Source organism: Rathayibacter sp. SD072 (genome assembly GCF_017355185.1).
Classification (GTDB): Bacteria; Actinomycetota; Actinomycetes; order Actinomycetales; family Microbacteriaceae; genus Rathayibacter.
Map to the genome: position 1 here is coordinate 13,350 of NZ_JADILJ010000012.1, position 18,919 is coordinate 32,268.

Consider the following 18,919-nt stretch of genomic DNA (forward strand, 5'->3'; position numbering starts at 1 on the left):
GGACGGTGGGTCGGGGAACGGGGACGGAGGGACGCCCCGGCACGGCGGCCGGGGCGTCCCGAGTCGGATCAGGCCGTGATGCGCATGGCCGACGGGTCCCAGTAGCCCGAGAACACGTACGTGGCGAAGCCGGAGCGGGCGACGTAGCGGTGCGTGTCCGTGATCAGCGGCGTCATGTCGGCGCGCTCGAGGATCGTCTCCTGGGCCGCGAGCAGGTTCTCGCACTGCGTGTCGGGGTCGGACGCGGCCATCGCCGCGTCGTAGAGCGCGACACCCTCGGGGTTGACGCTCGAGGACACGTTCGTGCCGCCCTCGGCGTAGGTCGGGCCGAGGTAGCGCGCGATGGAGGTGTGGATCAGACCGGGGCCGGCGTTCTCGGCCGCGACCGCGACGTCCCAGGTGCCGGGCTCGGTGCGCATCTGCTTGGTCCAGTCGGCGGGGTCGGGAGCCGAGACCGTGACCGTCGCTCCTGCGGCGCGCAGCGACTCCGCGAGGAAGTCGGCGGCCGGGTCCCAGTTCGACATGATCAGCAGGCGGATGCTCTGCCCGGTCAGCGCGGACGACGCCGCGGCGGGGTCGTACTCCTGCACCAGCGACTCGTCGTCGAGGGCGCAGCGGTAGGACGCCGCGTTGACCGTGTACTGCGGCACTCCGAGACCGTCGAGGCCGGCGGCGTTGAAGCCCTCGGTGTCGATGGCCTGGGCGACGGCCTCGCGCAGCTCCTGGTTCCCCTCGAAGACCGATCCGGAGCCGGCCGCCTCGTTGAAGACGAGGTTGTAGGCCGAGCTGGCGAAGGTCACCGTGGTGTACGCGTCGTCGCTCTCGAAGCGCAGCGCGTTGGAGTCGTAGAAGCGGGCGAGGTCGACGCCGCCGGACTCGAGCAGGTTCGCGCTCGTGTTCGAGTCGGACTGCACCGTGAGGTTGATCGTCGTCGCGGGGACGCCGTCGACCTCCTCCCAGGCGGGCCAGGCGTCGTAGTCGTCGCGCAGCGTGTAGCTCGCGCTGACTCCGGCCGAGAGGTCCGAGAGCGTGTACGGACCGGACCAGGCGCCGTCGACCGTGCCCGCGGCGAGGCCCTCGGGGTCGGCGAGACCGGCGGGGCAGATGATGCCGGTGCCCGGGCGGGTCATGCCGCCCAGCAGCTGGGAATAGGGCTCGCTGAGCGCGACGGTGAGCGTCCCTGCGGCGTCGTCCGCGGTGAAGGTCGCGTCTCCGGAGCCGAACGCCTGGTTCTTCCAGGTCTGGGCTCCCGCGTCCTCGAGGCCGGTGAGGTACTCGAAGGAGTCGGCGACGACGGTCGGCGTGATGGGGGTGCCGTCGGCGCAGGTGGCGTCGTCGCGCAGGGTGAAGACGTAGTCCGAGGCCGAGAGCGACTCCCACTCGGTGGCGAGACCGCCGATGTAGCCCTCGGTCTCGCCCTGGCGGAGCAGGGTGTCGAAACCGAGTCGGGCGACCGTGACGTCGGCGTCGGCCGAGGCCTTCGCGGGGTCGAAGGTGGCGGGCGCGTACCAGAGCTCCGCGTTGATCGTGTCGGGCGCGGGAGCGTCGGCGTCGGGCTCGGCGCTCGAGGTCCCGCAGGCGCTGAGCGCGAGACTCGCGATCGCCGCCAGCGCGACACCGCCGAGCATGCTCTTCCTGACCATGGTGCTGTCCTCCAGGGGATTCGGGTGGTGCGTCGGGGCGGATCAGGGGGCTGCGGGCGGAGCCCGCCGGCCGGGGTCGAGGCAGGACGAGCAAGGCCCGTCTCTTCAACTTGGATCCAATGTAACCGGGACCGCATCCAATTGTGTTTCGTCTGGATTACATCTGCCGGGACGCCGAGTGGACGAGAGCGCCTCCGACCTCCGTCCGCAGCACCCGCGCGGCGCCGAACCCGTCCGGCGTGCACGAGAGCGGATCGACGTCCAGCTCGACCAGGTCGGCGAGGAACCCCGTGCGGAGCACGCCCCGAGAAGCCTCGTCGAACGAGGCGTGCGCGGCCCCGCGCGTGCAGGCCTCCACGGCCTCCTGCACCGAGAGCGCCTGGGCGCCGCCCACAGGCCCCTCGAGGCCGCGCATCCGCCGGCCCGCCGCCATCGCGACGAGCGCCCGCGGATCGAAGGGGAAGTACGGGGCGTCGGAGCCCATCGCGATCACCGCGCCGGCATCGTGCCAGGCCCGCATCGGATTGACGTCCTCGACCCGCTCGCCCAGTCGCCGGGCGAGGCCTGCGGCGTTGCTCCAGGCGATGGAGGGCTGCAGGGACGCGACGACGCCGAGGCGGGCCGCTCGCTCGAGGCTCGCAGCGGAGGGCTCGAGGTACGCGTGGATGAGCTGGCAGCGCAGCGGCTCGAGCACCTCGGCGGGCGCGGCGGCCTCGAGCGCGTCGAGCACCTCGGCGACCGCGCGACTGCCGACGGCGTGCACGCCCAGCCCCCAGCCCGCGGCGATGCAGGCCGCGGCGAGGCGCGCGAACTCCGCGGTCGGCAGGCGCTGGACGCCGTGGTCGCCGCCCGGCCAGGCCTCCTCGAGCAACGCCTGCCCCTTCATGCCCTCGCCGTCGTAGTAGACCTTGATCGGCCCGAGGCGCAGCCGGTCGTCGCCGTCGCCCGTGACTCCGTCGATCCCCGCGAGCACCGCGAGCGCCTCGTCCACCCCGGGCACGGCGTCCGACCCCAGCTGCGGCCAGGGCATCGCGACCACCCGCAGGCTCAGCTCGCCCCGGCGGTGCGCCTCGCGGTAGGCGGCCAGCTCGTCGAGCGTGACGGCGGGATCGATCACTCCGGTGATCCCCATCGCGTGCAGGAGCGGCTGCACGCGCAGCAGCGCCGCGCGCCGATCGGCGGGGGTGGGCGGAGTACCGCCGAGCCAGTCGGGAGCGTCCGGGTCGGCGTCCGCGTCGGCCAGCATCGCCGCCGAGAACGCGGCCGCGTCGGCCCCCTCGTCGAGGAGCTGCAGCGCCTTCAGCCCCGCTCGCTGGGCGTGCGAGTGCGCGTCGATGAAGCCCGGGAGCAGCACGCCCTCGAGCGCCTCCTCGCGGGCCCCGGCCGGAGCGGCCGCCCGGACCTCGTCGACCGAGCCGACGGCCCCGATCCGCTCGCCGACGACCAGGAGCGCCTCGGCGACCGGGCGCTCCGGATCCATCGTGCGGATGCGGCCGATCAGGATCCGCGCCTCAGCCACGGCCGTCGAGCCAGTCGTGCACGTCGGCTGCCGTGACCAGCGCCTCGCGCTGGAGGTACTGGATCGCCTCGAGCGCGGCGTCGTGCGCCCGCTCGCTCGAGCCCGCCACGCAGTCGGTCAGCACGCGCACCGCGTAGTCGTGCTGGTGCGCATCGGCCGCCGTGTAGTGGATGCAGACGTCGGTGAGGCCGCCGACCAGCAGCAGCGTGCCGGCGCGGTAGGCCTTCAGCACGATCTCGAGCTCCGTGCCGAAGAAGGCGGAGTAGCGGCGCTTGCGGATCACGAACTCCTCGGGCCGCGGCTCGAGCCACGAGGCCAGCTCCGTCGCGGGATCGCCCTCGAGGCAGTGCGGGCCCTCGGCCCCGTCGAGCTCGCGACCGATGTCGACGAGATCGCGCTTGTGCACCTCCTGGATGAAGACCACGGGTACTCCGCTGCTGCGGCAGTGGGCGATCAGATCACGCACGCGCGGCGCCCGCTCCTGCCTCCCGCTCATCACGGGGATGCCGGGCGTCGGCGCCGTCGAGGCGGCACCGCCTTGGATGTCGACGACGACGAGGACGGGGGTGCCGGAGACGGCGAGCATGCGGGTGGATCCTTCCGGTGGTGCGCGGAGTCGGGTGAGGTGCCCCCGCGACTCCGGCGGAACGGGGTGGTGACCCGCCCTCGTCCGCCCGGTCATTCTCGGATCCGGAGCGTTCCGGCGCGGGTCGGCACTGTTTCACAGAGGTAAAACCTCGGCTTGTTCGGAATGTGGAGGAGCCTCTGCGAGGCGCTCCGGTCAGACGGGTCGCGCCGCCCGCCGGCGCCGGAACGGCAGCAGCTCGGCGACCGGCACCGGCGCGAAGGCGTCGCCGACGGCCACCCACACCCGCGCCCGGGCCGCGTGGTCGCCGAGCAGCTCGGCGCAGACGCCGCACGGCTCGATCAGGTGCCTGCTCCCTCCGGGTCGCCGCAGCACCCCCACGATCGAGACGACCGGGGACCCGGCGACGACCGCGGCGCTCAGTGCCGCCGACTCCGCGCAGACGGAGGCGCGCCCCGCGCCGGCCTCGACGTGCAGCCCCGTGACCACGCGGCCGTCCGCGAGGCGCAGGGCGGCCGCCACCTCGTGGATCCGCTCGGCGTAGAGCCTGTCGAGCAGCCCCGACGCGATGGCCAGCAGCTCGCGGTCGCCCTCGCCCATGGCCTCGGGCGGCCCGTCGAGGACCGGCCGGTCGGCGCTCACGACCAGCCCAGGATCCGCGCCATGTTGCCGCCCTCGACCAGCGCGCGGTCGGCCTCGTCCGGGATCGCCTTGGCGATCTTCATCCGCTCGAGGTCGAAATCGCTGCCGGGCCACTCCGAGCCCAGCAGGATCTTCTCGGCGCCCAGCCGCGCGTAGGCGCGCTTCACGTCCGACATCAGCGTCGCCGACGTCTCGAGGTAGATGTGCGGATTGCGCTCGGCGACGATGATCGCCTCGGGGACGTTCCAGACCGCTCCCATGTGGGCGATGATCGTCGGCACTCCGGGGAAGCCCTTGGCGATCTCCTCGATGGCGAACGGCGCGCAGAACGCGTCGTCGAGGGCGTTGATGAGCACCGGCAGTCCGAGCTCCTCGCAGACGGCGAAGAGCGGATCGAGCAGACCGTGGTCGGCCACGTGGTAGCCGTGCAGGCTCGGGTGCAGCTTCAGCCCGACCAGGCCCGCCGCGGCGAAGCGCCGGATCTCGTCGACCGCGTTCTCCCACTGCGGCATCACCTGGCCGAAGCCGAAGAGCCGGTCGGGGTGGGCGGCGACGAGGTCGATCAGGAAGTCGTTCTCGATGCCCTGGGCGAGCGAGCAGACCATCGCCCGGTCCACGCCCGCCGCGTCCATCCGGTCGAGGATCCGCTTCGGGTCGAACGGCGTGTAGGCCGGCGGCTGCTCGCCGGGGCGGACTCCGCTGAGGTAGTCGCTGCGACCGCGGCGGTCCTGGGTGGTGTTGTAGGCGTCGATGATCATGCGGCGTGTCCTTCTCGGGGGTTCGGGCGTGGGGGCGGGCGGAGTCACGCGACGGACATCGCGCCCATCGCGACGATCCCGGCGAGGGAGGCGAGGCGGCGGGCGGTGTCGAGGCGGTCGGTCCGGACGGCGAGGGCGGTGCGCGCCGCGACGACGGAGTAGGCGGCCACCCCGAGTGCGAGCGGCAGGGCGAGGGAGGAGTGGCCGTGCGCGTGCGGCGACGCGACGGGTGCCGCCGACAGCAGCACGAGCCCCGCCGCGAGCAGCATGCCGACGCCGTGCAGGGCGTCGGTCGCGTGGCGACGGGCCGTGCCGCGGCTCCGGCGGATCCGGTCGACGAGGGCGGCGGTCACCGCGCATCCCGCCAGCAGGAGCGACCAGAGCGGAGCGGGGACGAGATGCAGGGCGGGGACGTGCACGTCGAGCATCGCCGCGACCATCGCGACCTCGGCGACGAGCCAGGTGCGGCCGATCCTCCGGCGACCGGCGACGCCCAGCGCGAGGGACGCGAGCGCCGTGAGCAGGACGACGACGAGCAGTGCGGTCACACCGGCCTCCTGCTCGTGGTCGAGAGGAGCGCGATCGCTCCTGATTGGATCCAATCGTAGGCGCTGCGGATCCATGCGGTCAACGAACCGCGTCATCGGCGGGCATCGAGGCCGTCGACCACTCGAAGAAGGGATCCATCCGGTGCCATGATTGGATCCCGGCCGAGCTCGCGGCCGTCCGATCGGAGGGGATCACGACGTGACCACCCAGGGCGACAACGCACTCGTGGACGATCTCGCGGCCCGCATCCGCGCCAAGATCATGTCCGGCGAGATCCCCATCGGCGCCCCGCTGCGCCAGGCCGATCTCGCCTCGCAGTTCGGCATCAGCCGGACCCCCGTCCGCGAAGCGCTGCGCCAGCTGCAGACCGGCGGGCTGATCGAGGTCGTCCCCAATCGTGGAGCCGTCGTCCGCGTGCCCGTGCCGTGGGAGGTCCGCGAGGCGTACGAGGTCCGCGCGGAGCTCGAGTCCCTCGCCGCCCGCCGCGCCGTCGACCGGCTGGACGACGCGACCATCGCCGAGCTGCGCTCCGTCAACGCCGCGATGTACGAGCGCTCGCTGGCGGTCGCGGCCGGCACCGCGACCGAGCGCGACGGCAGCGCCAACGACCAGTTCCACGGGCTGATCTACCAGGCGTCGGGCAACACCCGCCTCGGCCGGATGCTCGTCGAGATCAACGACGCGTTCCCGCGCAACGTCTCGGGCCTCGTCCTGCGCGAGAACTCGCGCCACCGCGAGGAGAACTTCCGCGAGCACGAGGAGATCGTCGACGCCTTCGTCGCGGGCGACCACGACCGCGCGGCCGGCATCATGCGCGAGCACGTGCTGCGCGCCGGCGAGCACCTCGCCCACTGGTACGAGCGCCGCTCCTCCACGGTGTTCACGGGCTGACGCCTCCGTTCACGGGCTGACGGCTCCGAGACCGCCCGGGCGTCGACCAGTCGAAGACGGTCGACGGCGCCGATGCGCGGCGGCAGATCGCTACGGATCGGAACCCGCGGGCCGCGCACTCCGCATCGGCCCTACCGCGCTGCCCCGGGATCCGCCACGGTGGACCCCGTGACCGAGATCCTCCGCCTCGCCGCCTTCCCCGCGACTCCCGACGGCGGCAACCCCGCCGGCGTCGTGCTCGACGCCTCCGCCCTCGACGACGCCGCGATGCAGGCGATCGCCGCCGACGTCGGGTACGCCGAGACGGCCTTCGCGACCGAGCGCACCGGAGAGCGGCGGTTCCGGATGCGCTACTTCTCGCCCGTCGCCGAGGTGCCGTTCTGCGGCCACGCGACGATCGCGACCGCGGTGGCGCTGGCGGAGCGGGACGGAGCCGGCCCGTTCGTCTTCGACACCCCCGTCGGCGAGGTCGCGATCGCGACCCGCGTCGAGGACGGCGCACTGCTCGCCGCCTTCACGAGCGTCGAGCCCCGGGTCGTCCCCCTGCCGGACGCCGACACGGACGCGATCCTGGCACTGCTGGCCCTGGACCGCACCGCGCTGGACGCGCGCTTCGCGCCGGCCGAGGCGTTCGCCGGCAACCGGCATCCGATCCTCGTGCTCGAGAGCGCCGCGGTCTTCGACGGGTTCTCGTTCGAACCGGCGGCGATGCGTGCGCTCATGGACTCGCGCGGCTGGAGCGGCACGGTCACGATCGCGCGCGCCCTGCCGGACGGCGCGTTCGAGACCCGGAACCTCTTCCCGGTCGGCACCCTGGCCGAGGACCCCGCCACCGGGTCGGCGGCCGCCGCGCTCGGCGGCTGGCTGCGCGCGATCGGCGCCGTCGCCCCTCCAGCGCGCGTCGTCGTGCACCAGGGCCGCCACGTCGGCCGGCCGAGCGTTCTGCTCGTCGACGTCCCCGCCTCCGGAGGCGTCACGGTGAGCGGCACGGCGCACGCGATCCAGGCGTAGCCGGCCTCGTCGGCGCGCCACCCCGCCGCTAGTGTGAGCCGCGCGCCGACCCCGCGGCGCCCCCTCGAGGAAGGCCCGCCGTGGTCCCCGACATCAACCCCTGGGCCGTCGCCCTCGCCACCCTCTCGACGATGATCGTCGGCTCGGTCTGGTACACCCCGAAGGTCTTCGGCACGCTCTGGATGCGCCTCACCGGCATCACCGACGAGAGCATGCGGACCCGCAGCGCGGTGGTGCCGATCCTGGTGACGCTCGTCGTCAGCCTCGTCACCGCCCTGGTCCTGGCCGGCTGCGTCGACATCGCCCACGCCTTCTACGGCGGCAGCTGGTTCGCGAACTCCCTGATCACCGGACTGTTCCTCTTCGTCGGCTTCACCGCGGCCCGGATGATCACGCACGACGCCTTCGAGGGCCGCCCCGCGAAACTGACGATCCTGAACGTGACGCACGAGCTCGTGACGATCCTGGTGATGTCGGTGATCATCGGCCTGCTGCCGGCGTGAGTCCGCGCTCAGCTGCCCGGAACGGCTCCCGACACGCCGCGAGAACGCGCCTTCTCGGGCGACTCGGCGCGCGGGCCGGAGTGGCGACCGCTCTGGTGCTCGCGCTGGCGGGCTGTGCGCCCGGCCTCTCCGCATCCGCGACCGACGCCTGCAATCATCACGCCGACTGGGTGAGCGGGGGGCGGCTGGAGGAGCGGCGCGATCGCAGCGTCGAGACCATCGCGAAGCTGCTGACGGGCGAGGATCCGGCCGAGTTCCGGAGCGCGTCGGCCGCGATGACGGCGGCGCTCGACTCCGATGACGAGGCCGGCTCCGCCACCGCGTCGGCCGCCTTCGCGGACGCCTGCCGCGACAACGGATGGGAGCCTCCGGAGGGCTGACGCCGACGGTCCGACGAACGGGCACGCGGGTCTCGATACGCGCCTGCGGCGCTGCTCGACCAGCAAGGGGGCGCCGCTGCGCGCGCTCGATCAGCAAGGGGTGCCGCTGCTCAGCCACTCGACCAGCGAAGCGGCCGACGCGCGGCTGATCGACCAGCAGGGATCCACTCCCGAGCCCGATCGCCCCTGCTGATCGAGTAGGCCGCGCAGCGGTCGTATCGAGATCCCCCCACCGATCCCCGCCAGCGCCGGAAGGGGGGTCGGATCGCCGCCAGACGACCTGCCAGGCTCGGGGCATGAGCACCCCCAGCGATCTGCTCGCCGTCCTCGTCGACGCCGACAACGTCCCTCCGTCCCGGATCGGAGCCGTCCTCGCGGAGGTCGCTCGCTTCGGCACGGCCTCGGTGAAGAGGGTCTACGGCGACTGGACGAGCACGCAGCTCACCAGCTGGAAGACCGCGGCGAGCGAGCACGTCATCCAGCCCATGCAGCAGTTCGCGCACACCAAGGGCAAGAACTCGACGGACAGCGCGCTCATCATCGACGCGATGGACCTGCTCTACACGGGCCGCTTCCAGGGATTCTGCATCGTCTCGTCGGACAGCGACTTCACCCGACTCGCGTCCCGGATCCGCGAGCAGGGGATCACCGTCTACGGCTTCGGGGAGCGCAAGACGCCGACGTCCTTCCGCAACGCCTGCGACCAGTTCACCTACCTCGAGGTCCTCGAGGTCATGGACGGCGATGTGACCGCCGTCGCCTCGACACCGGAGCGGCCGGTGACGTCGTCACCCCGAGACGACCCGCGTCTCATCGAGGGGCTCCGGAACAGCGTGAGCACCGCGTCGTCCGAGGACGGATGGGCGAGCCTCAGCGCCGTGGGGCAGCTCCTGCGCAAGTGGCGATCGGACTTCGACTCCCGCAACTGGGGCTACGCGAAGCTGTCGGAACTCGTCCGCGCCACGGGGCAGTTCACGGTCGAGTCGACGGCGACGGGGCACCGAGTCCGCACGGGAGTCACCTCTCCGGCACGATCCCGTCGCGAGACGGCAGGACGCGGCGCCGGCACCTGATCGCCTCCCCGTCCCCGAGCGGGCTCTCAGCACGGGACTCCCCGAACGACGAGACGTCCCCGTGCCGTCGAGGCGTCCCGCTGCTGCGGGCTGTCTCGACGGTCCGAGGACGTCTCGTGGGGGCACATCTCGAGACGCCGCTCCGCGGCTGCTCGACCAGCGGAGGGCTACTTCTTCCGGCGCGAGTCCTTCGGCACCGTCCGGATCCCGGTCGTCCCCGTCACCTGGTTCACGCCCGTCGTGTCGATGTCGGTCGGCCGCTCGCCCGGGCGGTAGGCGGTGTCGACCGCCGACTGCACCGACTCGTCGACGACCGTCGCCGCGGCGATCGCCCGCTCCATCCGGCTCTGGCGCGAGCGGAGGTAGAGGCCGAGCGCGATGATCACGATCAGCGCGAGGTACGCGAACGCCGCGAACGGGCGGGTGACCAGCGCCGTCAGGTCGCCCTGCGAGAGCTGCAGCGCCCGGCGCAGCTGTGCCTCCGCCATCGGGCCGAGGATCAGCCCGATCACGAGCGGCGCCACCGGGTAGCCGAAGCGGCGGAGGAAGTAGCCCACCACTCCCACGACCAGCAGGATCACGATGTCGACCGTCGAGAAGTTGACGGCGTACGCGCCCAGCACCGCGAAGGTCAGGATGCCCGCGTAGAGGTACGGACGCGGGATCTGCAGCAGCTTCACCCACATGCCCACCAGCGGCAGGTTGAGCACCAGCAGCATCACGTTGCCGATGTAGAGGCTCGCGATCAGCGCCCACACGAGGCCCGGCTGGTTCGTGAACAGCTGCGGTCCCGGCTGGATGCCGTAGCTCTGGAACGCCGAGAGGATGATCGCGGCGGTCGCGGTCGTCGGCAGTCCCAGGGTCAGCAGCGGCACGAGCACGCCCGCCGCCGCCGCGTTGTTCGCCGACTCCGGACCGGCCACGCCCTCGATGGCCCCGCGGCCGAACTCGTGCTTGTGCTTCGAGAGCTTGCGCTCGGTCGCGTACGACAGGAACGTCGCCACATCCGCGCCGCCGGCCGGGATCGTGCCGATCGGGAAGCCGATCGCGGTGCCGCGCAGCCACGGCTTCCACGAGCGCTTGAAGTCGTCGCGGGTCATCCAGCTGCGCCATCCGCGGGTCACGGGGATCACCTGGATGCCGCCGTGCCGCATCCGCGACGCCACGTAGAGCGTCTCGCCGACCGCGAAGAGGCCGACCGCCACGAGCACCACGTCGATGCCGTCGGCCAGCGGCAGCAGGCCGAACGTGTAGCGCTGCTGGCCCGAGAGGATCTCGGTGCCGACCAGGCCGACGAAGAGGCCCAGGCCCAGCGAGCTGAGGCCGCGCCAGACGGAGGAGCCCAGCAGGGCGCCGACGGTGATGAACGCGATGACCATGAGCGCCACGTAGTCGGCGGGAGCCAGGTTCACGGCCCAGGCCGCGATGGTCGGGGCGAGGAGGGTGAGCAGCACCGTGGCGACGGTGCCGGCCACGAACGAGCCGAGGGCCGCCGTGGCGAGGGCCGCGGCTCCGCGCCCCATCTTCGCCATCTTGTTGCCCTCGAGCGCGGTGACGATCGAGGCCGACTCCCCCGGCGTGTTCAGCAGGATGCTCGTGGTCGAGCCGCCGTACATGCCGCCGTAGTAGATGCCGGCGAAGGTGATCAGCGCCGCGGTGGGGTCGAGCGTGTAGGTCAGGGGCAGCAGCAGCGCCACCGTCATGGCCGGGCCGATGCCGGGCAGCACGCCGACGGCGGTGCCGACCAGCACGCCCAGGAACGCGAAGATCAGGTACTCGGGCTGCGCGGCGATCGCGAAGCCCTCGAGCAGTGCCGAGATGTTGTCCACGTCAGCCTCCGATCGCGTCGAGGACGGGCTGCAGCCAGCCCAGCAGCGGACCCAGCGGCAGCGAGAGCCCGAGCAGACCGCCGAAGACGATCTGCACGACCAGGCCCAGCGCCAGGCCGACGAGGATCGCGACCCACCACTTCTTCGCGCCCAGCGACCACGCCACTCCGCCGAAGAGCACGGCCGCGGCGAGCGCCCAGCCGATCAGGTCGACGAGGACGATGTGCGCGATGACGAAGGCGACGAGCTTGCCGAGGGTGACCCAGTCGGTCTTCGCCGTGGAGTCGATGTCCTCGCCCTCCTCCTGCGGGCCGAGGCGGCCGCGGAGGACGTCGATCAGCACCATGACCGCCGAGAAGGTGAGGATGCCGCTGACCAGGAACGGGAAGACCCGCGGGCCGACCTGCGAGCCGGCGCCGGGAGCGCGGATCGAGAACGCGCCGACGAAGACGAAGATCCCCAGCGCGACGGCGAGCACCGCGAAGACCAGCTCGCCGATCAGGCGGCCCCGGTCGGCGCGGGCCGCGTCCGTCCCCGGGGCCACCGGAGGAGCGGAGGTCGACATCAGTCGACCAGCCCGATGTTCTTCAGCGTCGCGCCGACCTCGGTGATGTCGCTCTCGAGGAAGTCGCCGAACTCGTCGCCGGTGAGGAACGCGTCGGTCCAGCCGCGGGTCGCGAGCTCCTCGGTCCACGCCTCGGTGCCGTGCAGCTCGGTGACGAGGTCCGTGAGGGCCGCGGTCTCCTCCTCCGTGATGTCGGAGGGGGCCAGCACGCCGCGCCAGTTGGTGAGGGTCACGTCGTAGCCGGCCTCGGTCATGGTCTCGACGTCCGGCAGCGATTCGACGGGCTCGGCCGACGAGACGGCGAGGGCGCGCATAGTGCCGGCCTCGATGTGCTCGAGGAACTCGCCCACGCCGGAGATGCCGGCGCCCACGTTGTTGCCGAGGATCAGCGAGACGGCCTCGCCGCCGCCCGAGTTCGGGATGTAGTTGAGCTTCTCGGCGATCTCGTCGCCCGACAGGCCGGCCGACTCGAGGAGCAGGCCCGCGAGGATGTGGTCGGCGCCGCCCGCGGAGCCGCCGGTGACGGTGATCTCCTGGCCCTTGTCGACGATGTCGTCGGCGAGGTCCTCGAGGGTCTCGTACTCGGAGTCGGCCGGCACGACGATGACGAGCGACTCCTCGGTGAGGCGGGCGATCGGAGTGGTGTCCTCCATCCGCACGTCGGCGGCGTTGGTCTCGACCGCGCCCACCATGACGAGGCCGGTGACCATCAGCGTGTTGGGGTCCTTCTCGTTGGCGAGGGACGCGAGGCCGACGGTGCCGCCCGCACCGCCGACGTTGGTGACGGGGGCCGAGCCGACGAGCTTCTCGGCGGTCAGGAGCTGCGACATGGCGCGGCCGGTCTGGTCCCAGCCGCCGCCCGGGTCGGCGGGGACGATGATCTGGAGCGACTCGACGGCACCGCCGGCGGCGGGCTCCGAGGCGGTCTCGGTGCCTCCGGACGAGCAGGCGGTGAGGGCGAGGGTCGAGGCGGCGAGCACGACGAGGAAGGGCTTGGATCGCATGGTTCTTTCTCTCCTTTGAGAACTCCCGAGTGCGAGATCGGGTGGATGCGCCGCTGCGGCGCGCGAGACAGAACCTAATGACGCGGACGAGTCGGCCGCGGCTTCGGTAACTAAGAGCGGGCTTTCGTAACTATTGGTCGGGAGCCGCGGGTCTCGATCCGGTCGCGGAGCGACGCGGCACGTCCCGTGGCGCGTCATGATGGGCGGGTGGTTCGGGCAATGTCGCTTCGGGTACAGCTCCTGCTCCTGCAGGCGCTGATCGTCGCCGTCGCCGTCGTCGCGACCGGACTCGTCGCCGGATCGCTGCAGGAGCGCTCGCTGCGCTCCTCCTACCTCGACCGCATGACCGGCGTCGCGCGCTCGGTCGCGAACCTGCCGGCGATCACCGAGGCCTTCGACGACGAGGACCCCTCGATCGTGATCCAGCCGATCGCCGAGGTGATCCGGGAGGCGTCGGACGTCACCTACGTCGTCGTGACCGACCGCACGGGCGTGCGCTTCTCGCATCCCGACACCGAGCGGATCGGCGAGCGCGTCTCGACCGACCCGTCGGTGCCGCTCGCCGGGCAGACCTTCGTCGGCACGCAGACCGGCACGCTCGGGGAGTCGTGGCGGGTCAAGGTGCCGGTGTTCGGCTCCGACGGCGAGGTGATCGGCACGGCCTCGGTCGGGATCCTCGAGTCGGCACTGCGGAAGGACTTCCTCGGGCACCTGAGCTGGCTGCTCTGGGCCATGGCGGGGGCCGCGGTGCTCGGGATCTTCGGGGCCGCCTGGGTCACCGCGATCATCCGCCGCCGGATCTTCCGCCTCGAGCCCGAGGAGATCGCGTCGCTCGTGACGCAGCAGGAGACGATGCTGCACCGGCTCTCGGAGGGCGTGGTGACGGTCGACGCGAGCGGGCGGATCGTGCTGGTCAACGACGCGGCGACCGCGCTGCTGGGCTGGTCCCCGGATCCGACCCAGCCTCCTCCGCTGGCGCGCGACGTGCTCGAGCCGTCGCTGCTCGAGGTGCTCGAGTCGGGCGAGCGCGAGGGCCGGCTGGTCCTCGCGGGCGAGCGGATCCTGATCGCGCGCGGCACCGGCACCCGCCGCGGCGATCGCACGGTCGGCGCGACCCTCCTGCTCCGCGACCACACCGAGCTGCACCAGCTGATGCAGGACACCGACGGCGCGCAGTCGCTCGCCGCCGGCCTGCGCGCTCAGGCCCACGAGTTCGCGAACACCATGCACGTCGTCTCCGGGCTGCTGGAGCTCGACTGCGTCGACGAGGCGCGCGCGTTCATCGCGCGGCTCGGCAGCGGGGGGCCGCTCGGAGTCGGCGGCGCGATCGCGCCCGAGATGCTGATGGAGGATCCGGAGCTCACGGCGCTGCTGATGGTCAAGAGCGCCCACGCGCGCGAGCTGCGGATCGACCTCGCCGTCTCCGCGACTCCCGAGGCCGAGTCCCTCGCCGGACGCCTGCCCTCGACCCTGCGCGACGACGTCGTCACCGTGGTGGGCAACCTCGTGGACAACGCCCTCGAGGCCTGCTCGGCCGGGCACCGCGTGCGCGTGCAGTTCTCGATCGACGCGGGCGACCTCGTCATCGAGGTCGATGACGACGGAGTGGGGATCCCGCCGGAGCAGCGCGAGCAGGTCTTCGAGGAGGGCGTGTCGTCCAAGGGCGGCCGCGATTCCGGGGTGCGCGTGCACGGCCGCGGCATCGGCCTCGCGCTCGTGCGCCGGGTCGCGCAGCGCAACCGGGGCGCGGTCGCGGCCGGGGCGTCGGAGTGGGGAGGGGCGCGTCTCACCGCGCGCCTGCACCTCCCGCCCGTGGCCGTGGGGGTGTCGTGACCGCCCCGCTGTCGGTCGTCATCGTCGACGACGACTCCGCCATCGCCGCCCTGCACGAGCGCTTCGTCGCCGCGCATCCGGGCTTCGAGGTGCGGGAGGTGGCGGGAGACGGACCGTCGGCCGTCGCCGCGATCCAGGCGCACCACCCCGACGTGGTGCTGCTCGACTTCCACCTGCCCGGCTTCTCGGGGCTCGACGTGCTGCGCGCGGTGCGGGCGACGGCGGGGCCGCAGCCCGACTTCATCGCGGTCACGGCGGTGCGGGATGTGGAGAGCGTGCGCGCGGCTCGAGCGGCCGGGGTGCACCACTACCTCGTGAAGCCGTTCAGCGCGACGGCGCTGCGGAACCGGCTGGACGAGGTGGCGCACGACCGGCGGTTGTTCGAGGGGGCGGCGGGGCTGCACCAGGACGAGATCGACGTGCTCTTCACCTCGGGCGCGCGGGCGCAGGCGCTGCCGAAGGGGCTGAGCACCGAGACGCTCGCCTCCGTGCAGGGGGCGCTGCGTCCGGATGCGGACGCGTCGGCCACCGAGGTCAGCGTCGCGGTCGGCATCTCACGGGTGAGCGCGCGGCGCTACCTCGAGCACCTGGTGGCGTCGGGCCGCGCGGCGCGGACGCTCCGCTACTCCACGGGGCGCCCGTCGAGCGTGTACACGCTGGTGGAGTGACCGGGCGTCCGGATCCCGCGGATCTCCCTACGCCACTGTGCGGCTACTCGATCAGCGAGACGCGCGCGAATCGGGCCCTGCGCCTCCGTCAGCGCCCGGTTCGCGACCACTCGCCGCACCAGGGCTCGCTGAGTCGGCCCGAAACGGAGCCCACGGAGACGGCAGGCCCCACCCGGCGACGACTCGCCCGCCCCCGGCTGGTCGAGGAGCACCGCAGGCGCGTATCGAGACCCCCCGGGACACGCGGATCTCGATACGCCCGCTCCGCGGGCTACTCGATCAACAGAGGAGCCTCAGGCCCCCGCGACCGTCGACCCGCGGACCAGCAGCTCCGTCGGCATGATCGTCACGCGCTCGACCGTCTCACCGGCGAGCAGCCGCACCAGCACCTCGGCCATCGTCGAGCCGAGCTCGGTCGAGGGCTGGCGCATCGTGGTGATGGGCGGGTCGGCCGCCTGCGCGAAGTAGTCGCCGTCGAAGCCGGCGAGCGCCACGTCGCCGGGCACCGAGAAACCGCGCTCGCGCAGGGCGCCCAGCGCTCCCGCCGCCATCTGGTCGTTGGAGGCGAAGACCGCGTCGATCGGGCGGCCGGAGTCGAGCAGACGGTGCATCGCCGCGGCTCCGTCGGCGGGCGAGTAGTCGCCGATCTCGACGCGGGAGTCGTCGAGCCCGGCCTCGCGCACCGCGTCGCGCCAGCCGAGCAGGCGGTCGACGGCGGCGGGCATGTCCTGACGGCTCGCGATCATGGCGGGCTCGCGCCGGCCCAGGCCGAGCAGGTGCTCGGTGATCGCGCGCGCCGAGGCGATGTTGTCGACGTCGACGAAGTAGCTCCCCTGGCCCTCATCGCTGAGCGGCCGGCCGCCGAAGACCACGGGGAGGCTCGTGCCGAGCCGTGCGTAGGAGTGGTCGCCGCTGTGGTGCGAGACGACGAGCGCCCCGTCGACGTTGCCGCCGAGGAGGTAGCGCCGTGTCTTCTCGGGCGCCGCCTCCGACGCGATGACGATGTTCAGCGTGTACGCGGTGTCGGCGAGCCGGAGCGCCGCCCCCTGCACCACCGAGGCGAAGAACGGATCCGCGAACACCTTGGCGGTCGACTCCGGCACCACGAGCGCGATGACCTCGGTCTTGCGGCTGGCGAGCGAGCGGGCGGCGCGGTTCGGCACGTAGCCGAGCTCCTCGATCGCCTTGCGCACGGCCTGGGCCGCGTCGTCCTTCACCCGCGGGGAGTTGTTGACGACGCGGCTGACCGTGGAGCGCGAGACGCCGGCACGGGCGGCGACCTCTTCGAGCGTCGGGGCGGCGGAGGCGGTGTCGGGACTCATGGGGGGCCTCTCGGTTCAGTGCTCCGAGGGTAGTGGAGCCGCGACGCCGCTCGGCGCCCCTCTATCCCTTGACCGCGCCGCTCATGATGCCGGCAATCAGCTGGCGTCCGGCGAGCACGAAGAGCACGAGCAGCGGAACGATCGACATCACGGCTCCGGTGAGCACGATCGAGTAGTCGATGTAGTAGCCGGACTGCAGCTGCGCGAGCGCCGTCTGCAGGGTCGGGTTCGTCGGGTTCAGCACGATCAGCGGCCAGAGGAAGTCCGTCCACGCCATCATGAACGTGAACAGCGCAAGGATCGCCATGGCCGGACGGGCGGCGGGGACCGCCACGGTCAGGAACGTGCGGAACTGGTTCGCCCCGTCCATCCGGGCCGCCTCGATCAGCTCGTCCGGGATCACGTCGATCAGGTACTGGCGCATGAAGAACACGCCGAACGCGGTGACGAGGGTCGGCACGATGACCGCCCCCAGCTCGCCGGTCCAGCCGAGCTGGCGCATCAGGATGAACAGCGGGATGATGCCCAGCTGCGTCGGGATCGCCATCGTCGCCACGACCGTGATCATCAGCCCGTCGCGTCCGCGGAACCTCAGCTTCGCGAAGGCGTAGCCGGCCAGCGTCGAGAACGTCACGACCGAGACGGTGATGACGCCCGAGACGATGATGCTGTTCAGCAGCGCCGTCCAGAACGGGAGGGCGTCGAACACCTTCGCCGCGTTGGCGAGGAAGTTGCCGCCCGGCACCATCGGCAGCGTCTCGCTGCGGGTGGCGTTGGTGCCGCTCGCGACCACGAACGACCACCAGAGCGGGTAGGTCGAGCCGAGGATGAACGCGCTGAGCAGTCCGTAGACGAGGAAGCCGGGGCGGTCGACCCGGCCGGCGCCCTTCCGGCGGCGACGCGGCTCCTTCGCGGCGGCCTCCCCCTCGACGGGGCGGCGGACCGGGAACGCGGCTGATCGGGCGGGGGCGGGGGCGGTCATCGCTCGCTCGCTTTCTGGCCGAGGCCGGTGGAGGACAGGAGGGGGTCGGTCGCGGCGATCTCGTCGGCGCGGTCGGCCGACGACGCCAGCACGGCCGCGGCCTTGCGCTGCGCCCGCTTGCCGAGCACCCGGTTCTCGACCGAGGCGATCCTCCGCGAGACCGCGAAGTTCACCAGCCCGATCAGCACGATCAGGAGGAACAGCAGCCACGCGATCGCGGCCGCCTCGCCGAAGTTGCCGCGGAAGAACGCCATCTCCCAGAGGTAGAGGACGGTGGTCTGGAACTGGCGGTCCGAGCCGCCGATGCCGCCCGCGTTCGACACGTCGAAGAGGCGCGGCTCGGCGAAGATCTGCAGTCCGCCGATGGTCGCCGTGATGACGACGAAGATCAGGGTCGGGCGGATGTTCGGGATCGTGATCGAGACGAAGCGGCGGAACGCGCCGGCTCCGTCGATCGCGGCCGACTCGTGCAGATCGCGGGGCACGGCCTGCATCGCGGCCAGGAGGATCAGGGCGTTGTAGCCGGTCCAGCGCCAGTTGACCATCGAGGCGATGGCGACGTGGCTGGCCAGGCGGTCGTTGATCCAGTCGATCTGGGGGACGCCGATCAGGCCGAGGAGGTTGTTGGCCAGGCCGTCCTGCTCGCTGAAGACGCTCGAGAAGATGAGCGCCACGGCGACCGGGGACACGATGTAGGGCAGCAGCACGCTCATCCGCCAGAAGGTCCTGGCGCGCAGCGACTGGTCGAGAGCGGCCGCCAGGAGGAGCGCGACGAGCAGCTGGGGGATCGTGGACAGCAGGAAGATGCTGACGGTGTTGACGATCGAGTTCCAGAAGAACCGGTCGCCGAGCACGGCCGCGAAGTTGCCGAGTCCGACGAAGTCGCCCTGGCCCTGCAGCAGCTCCCAGTCGTAGAGCGAGACGACGAGCGTGTAGACGAGGGGGAACGCGCCGGTGATCGCGAAGAGCAGGAAGAACGGCGAGATGTAGAGGTACGGAGAGGCCTTCACATCGAAGCGGCCGAGCCGCTGGCGGAAGGTCAGGGGGACGCGGGGCGCGGCGGGCCGCCCGCCCCTGGGCGGTGTTGCCGTCGCCGGCGGGGTCAGTGTGCTCGTCATGGCGCGATCGCTTTCCTCGGAGGGAGGGGCTCCCACCCGGCGG

Annotated in this window: 19 protein-coding genes; 7 read left to right on the forward strand and 12 right to left on the reverse strand. The window is 72.2% G+C overall.

Annotated features, from left to right (window positions below; translation table 11 throughout):
* Positions 1–68: 68 nt before the first annotated feature.
* The 6 genes from IOC53_RS06825 to IOC53_RS06850 all read right to left on the reverse strand — a co-directional run bounded on the left by IOC53_RS06825 (position 69) and on the right by IOC53_RS06850 (position 5,696).
* On the reverse strand, positions 69–1,643 hold the full coding sequence (locus tag IOC53_RS06825) for an ABC transporter substrate-binding protein (RefSeq protein WP_207403681.1): 1,575 nt from the start codon (positions 1,641–1,643) through the stop codon (positions 69–71).
* 157 nt (positions 1,644–1,800) lie between these two features.
* The gene (locus tag IOC53_RS06830; protein ID WP_207403683.1) at positions 1,801–3,162 is read right to left on the reverse strand and encodes an amidohydrolase; all 1,362 of its coding nucleotides are present in this window, start codon (positions 3,160–3,162) and stop codon (positions 1,801–1,803) included.
* Complete coding sequence (locus tag IOC53_RS06835; protein WP_207403685.1) at positions 3,155–3,748, reverse strand: cysteine hydrolase family protein; 594 nt, start codon at positions 3,746–3,748, stop codon at positions 3,155–3,157. Before IOC53_RS06835 ends, IOC53_RS06830 begins: the two co-directional genes overlap by 8 nt.
* Positions 3,749–3,943: 195 nt before the next feature.
* Positions 3,944–4,390 (reverse strand): hypothetical protein, encoded by a 447-nt coding sequence (locus IOC53_RS06840; protein WP_207403687.1) that lies wholly within the window; start codon positions 4,388–4,390, stop codon positions 3,944–3,946.
* Positions 4,387–5,148, reverse strand: a complete 762-nt coding sequence (locus IOC53_RS06845) for an amidohydrolase family protein (protein WP_207403689.1) — start codon at positions 5,146–5,148, stop codon at positions 4,387–4,389. The genes IOC53_RS06840 and IOC53_RS06845 overlap by 4 nt, the downstream gene beginning before the upstream one ends.
* Before the next feature lie 44 nt (positions 5,149–5,192).
* On the reverse strand, positions 5,193–5,696 hold the full coding sequence (locus IOC53_RS06850) for a hypothetical protein (protein WP_207403691.1): 504 nt from the start codon (positions 5,694–5,696) through the stop codon (positions 5,193–5,195).
* A 199-nt stretch (positions 5,697–5,895) separates the two neighbouring features.
* Here IOC53_RS06850 and IOC53_RS06855 point away from each other — a divergent pair, with 199 nt between their 5' ends.
* The 5 genes from IOC53_RS06855 to IOC53_RS06875 all read left to right on the forward strand — a co-directional run bounded on the left by IOC53_RS06855 (position 5,896) and on the right by IOC53_RS06875 (position 9,555).
* The gene (locus IOC53_RS06855; protein ID WP_207403693.1) at positions 5,896–6,588 is read left to right on the forward strand and encodes a GntR family transcriptional regulator; all 693 of its coding nucleotides are present in this window, start codon (positions 5,896–5,898) and stop codon (positions 6,586–6,588) included.
* A gap of 168 nt (positions 6,589–6,756) precedes the next feature.
* On the forward strand, positions 6,757–7,599 hold the full coding sequence (locus IOC53_RS06860; RefSeq protein ID WP_307786090.1) for a PhzF family phenazine biosynthesis protein: 843 nt from the start codon (positions 6,757–6,759) through the stop codon (positions 7,597–7,599).
* Positions 7,600–7,679: 80 nt separating this feature from the next.
* Positions 7,680–8,102 carry a DUF1761 domain-containing protein gene (locus IOC53_RS06865; RefSeq protein ID WP_055784746.1) on the forward strand — a complete coding sequence of 141 codons (423 nt, stop codon included), beginning with the start codon at positions 7,680–7,682 and terminating at the stop codon, positions 8,100–8,102.
* 80 nt (positions 8,103–8,182) lie between these two features.
* The gene (locus tag IOC53_RS06870) at positions 8,183–8,482 is read left to right on the forward strand and encodes a hypothetical protein (protein WP_207403697.1); all 300 of its coding nucleotides are present in this window, start codon (positions 8,183–8,185) and stop codon (positions 8,480–8,482) included.
* Between the two features lie 296 nt (positions 8,483–8,778).
* Positions 8,779–9,555, forward strand: a complete 777-nt coding sequence (locus tag IOC53_RS06875) for an NYN domain-containing protein (RefSeq protein WP_207403699.1) — start codon at positions 8,779–8,781, stop codon at positions 9,553–9,555.
* Positions 9,556–9,722: 167 nt separating this feature from the next.
* Here IOC53_RS06875 and IOC53_RS06880 read toward each other — a convergent pair whose 3' ends face one another.
* Genes IOC53_RS06880 through IOC53_RS06890 form a run of 3 tightly spaced genes read right to left on the reverse strand, consistent with a single transcriptional unit; the run spans position 9,723 to position 12,953 of the window.
* Positions 9,723–11,384, reverse strand: a complete 1,662-nt coding sequence (locus IOC53_RS06880; protein ID WP_207403710.1) for a tripartite tricarboxylate transporter permease — start codon at positions 11,382–11,384, stop codon at positions 9,723–9,725.
* A gap of 1 nt (position 11,385) precedes the next feature.
* Positions 11,386–11,928, reverse strand: a complete 543-nt coding sequence (locus IOC53_RS06885) for a tripartite tricarboxylate transporter TctB family protein (RefSeq protein ID WP_307786091.1) — start codon at positions 11,926–11,928, stop codon at positions 11,386–11,388.
* Between the two features lie 20 nt (positions 11,929–11,948).
* Entirely contained in the window at positions 11,949–12,953 is a 1,005-nt protein-coding gene (locus tag IOC53_RS06890; protein ID WP_207403714.1) for a tripartite tricarboxylate transporter substrate binding protein, read from the reverse strand.
* A gap of 219 nt (positions 12,954–13,172) precedes the next feature.
* Here IOC53_RS06890 and IOC53_RS06895 point away from each other — a divergent pair, with 219 nt between their 5' ends.
* Both IOC53_RS06895 and IOC53_RS06900 read left to right on the forward strand, forming a co-directional pair.
* Entirely contained in the window at positions 13,173–14,786 is a 1,614-nt protein-coding gene (locus IOC53_RS06895) for a sensor histidine kinase (RefSeq protein ID WP_207403716.1), read from the forward strand.
* Complete coding sequence (locus IOC53_RS06900; RefSeq protein WP_207403719.1) at positions 14,783–15,454, forward strand: response regulator; 672 nt, start codon at positions 14,783–14,785, stop codon at positions 15,452–15,454. Before IOC53_RS06895 ends, IOC53_RS06900 begins: the two co-directional genes overlap by 4 nt.
* 293 nt (positions 15,455–15,747) lie before the next feature.
* Here IOC53_RS06900 and IOC53_RS06905 read toward each other — a convergent pair whose 3' ends face one another.
* The 3 genes from IOC53_RS06905 to IOC53_RS06915 all read right to left on the reverse strand — a co-directional run bounded on the left by IOC53_RS06905 (position 15,748) and on the right by IOC53_RS06915 (position 18,876).
* Positions 15,748–16,776: a LacI family DNA-binding transcriptional regulator gene (locus IOC53_RS06905; RefSeq protein ID WP_207403721.1), complete on the reverse strand. Its 1,029-nt coding sequence runs from the start codon at positions 16,774–16,776 to the stop codon at positions 15,748–15,750.
* Between the two features lie 61 nt (positions 16,777–16,837).
* Positions 16,838–17,758, reverse strand: a complete 921-nt coding sequence (locus tag IOC53_RS06910; protein ID WP_207403723.1) for a carbohydrate ABC transporter permease — start codon at positions 17,756–17,758, stop codon at positions 16,838–16,840.
* Positions 17,755–18,876, reverse strand: coding sequence for a carbohydrate ABC transporter permease (locus IOC53_RS06915; protein WP_207403725.1), 1,122 nt, complete (start codon positions 18,874–18,876; stop codon positions 17,755–17,757). The genes IOC53_RS06910 and IOC53_RS06915 overlap by 4 nt, the downstream gene beginning before the upstream one ends.
* Positions 18,877–18,919 lie beyond the last annotated feature (43 nt).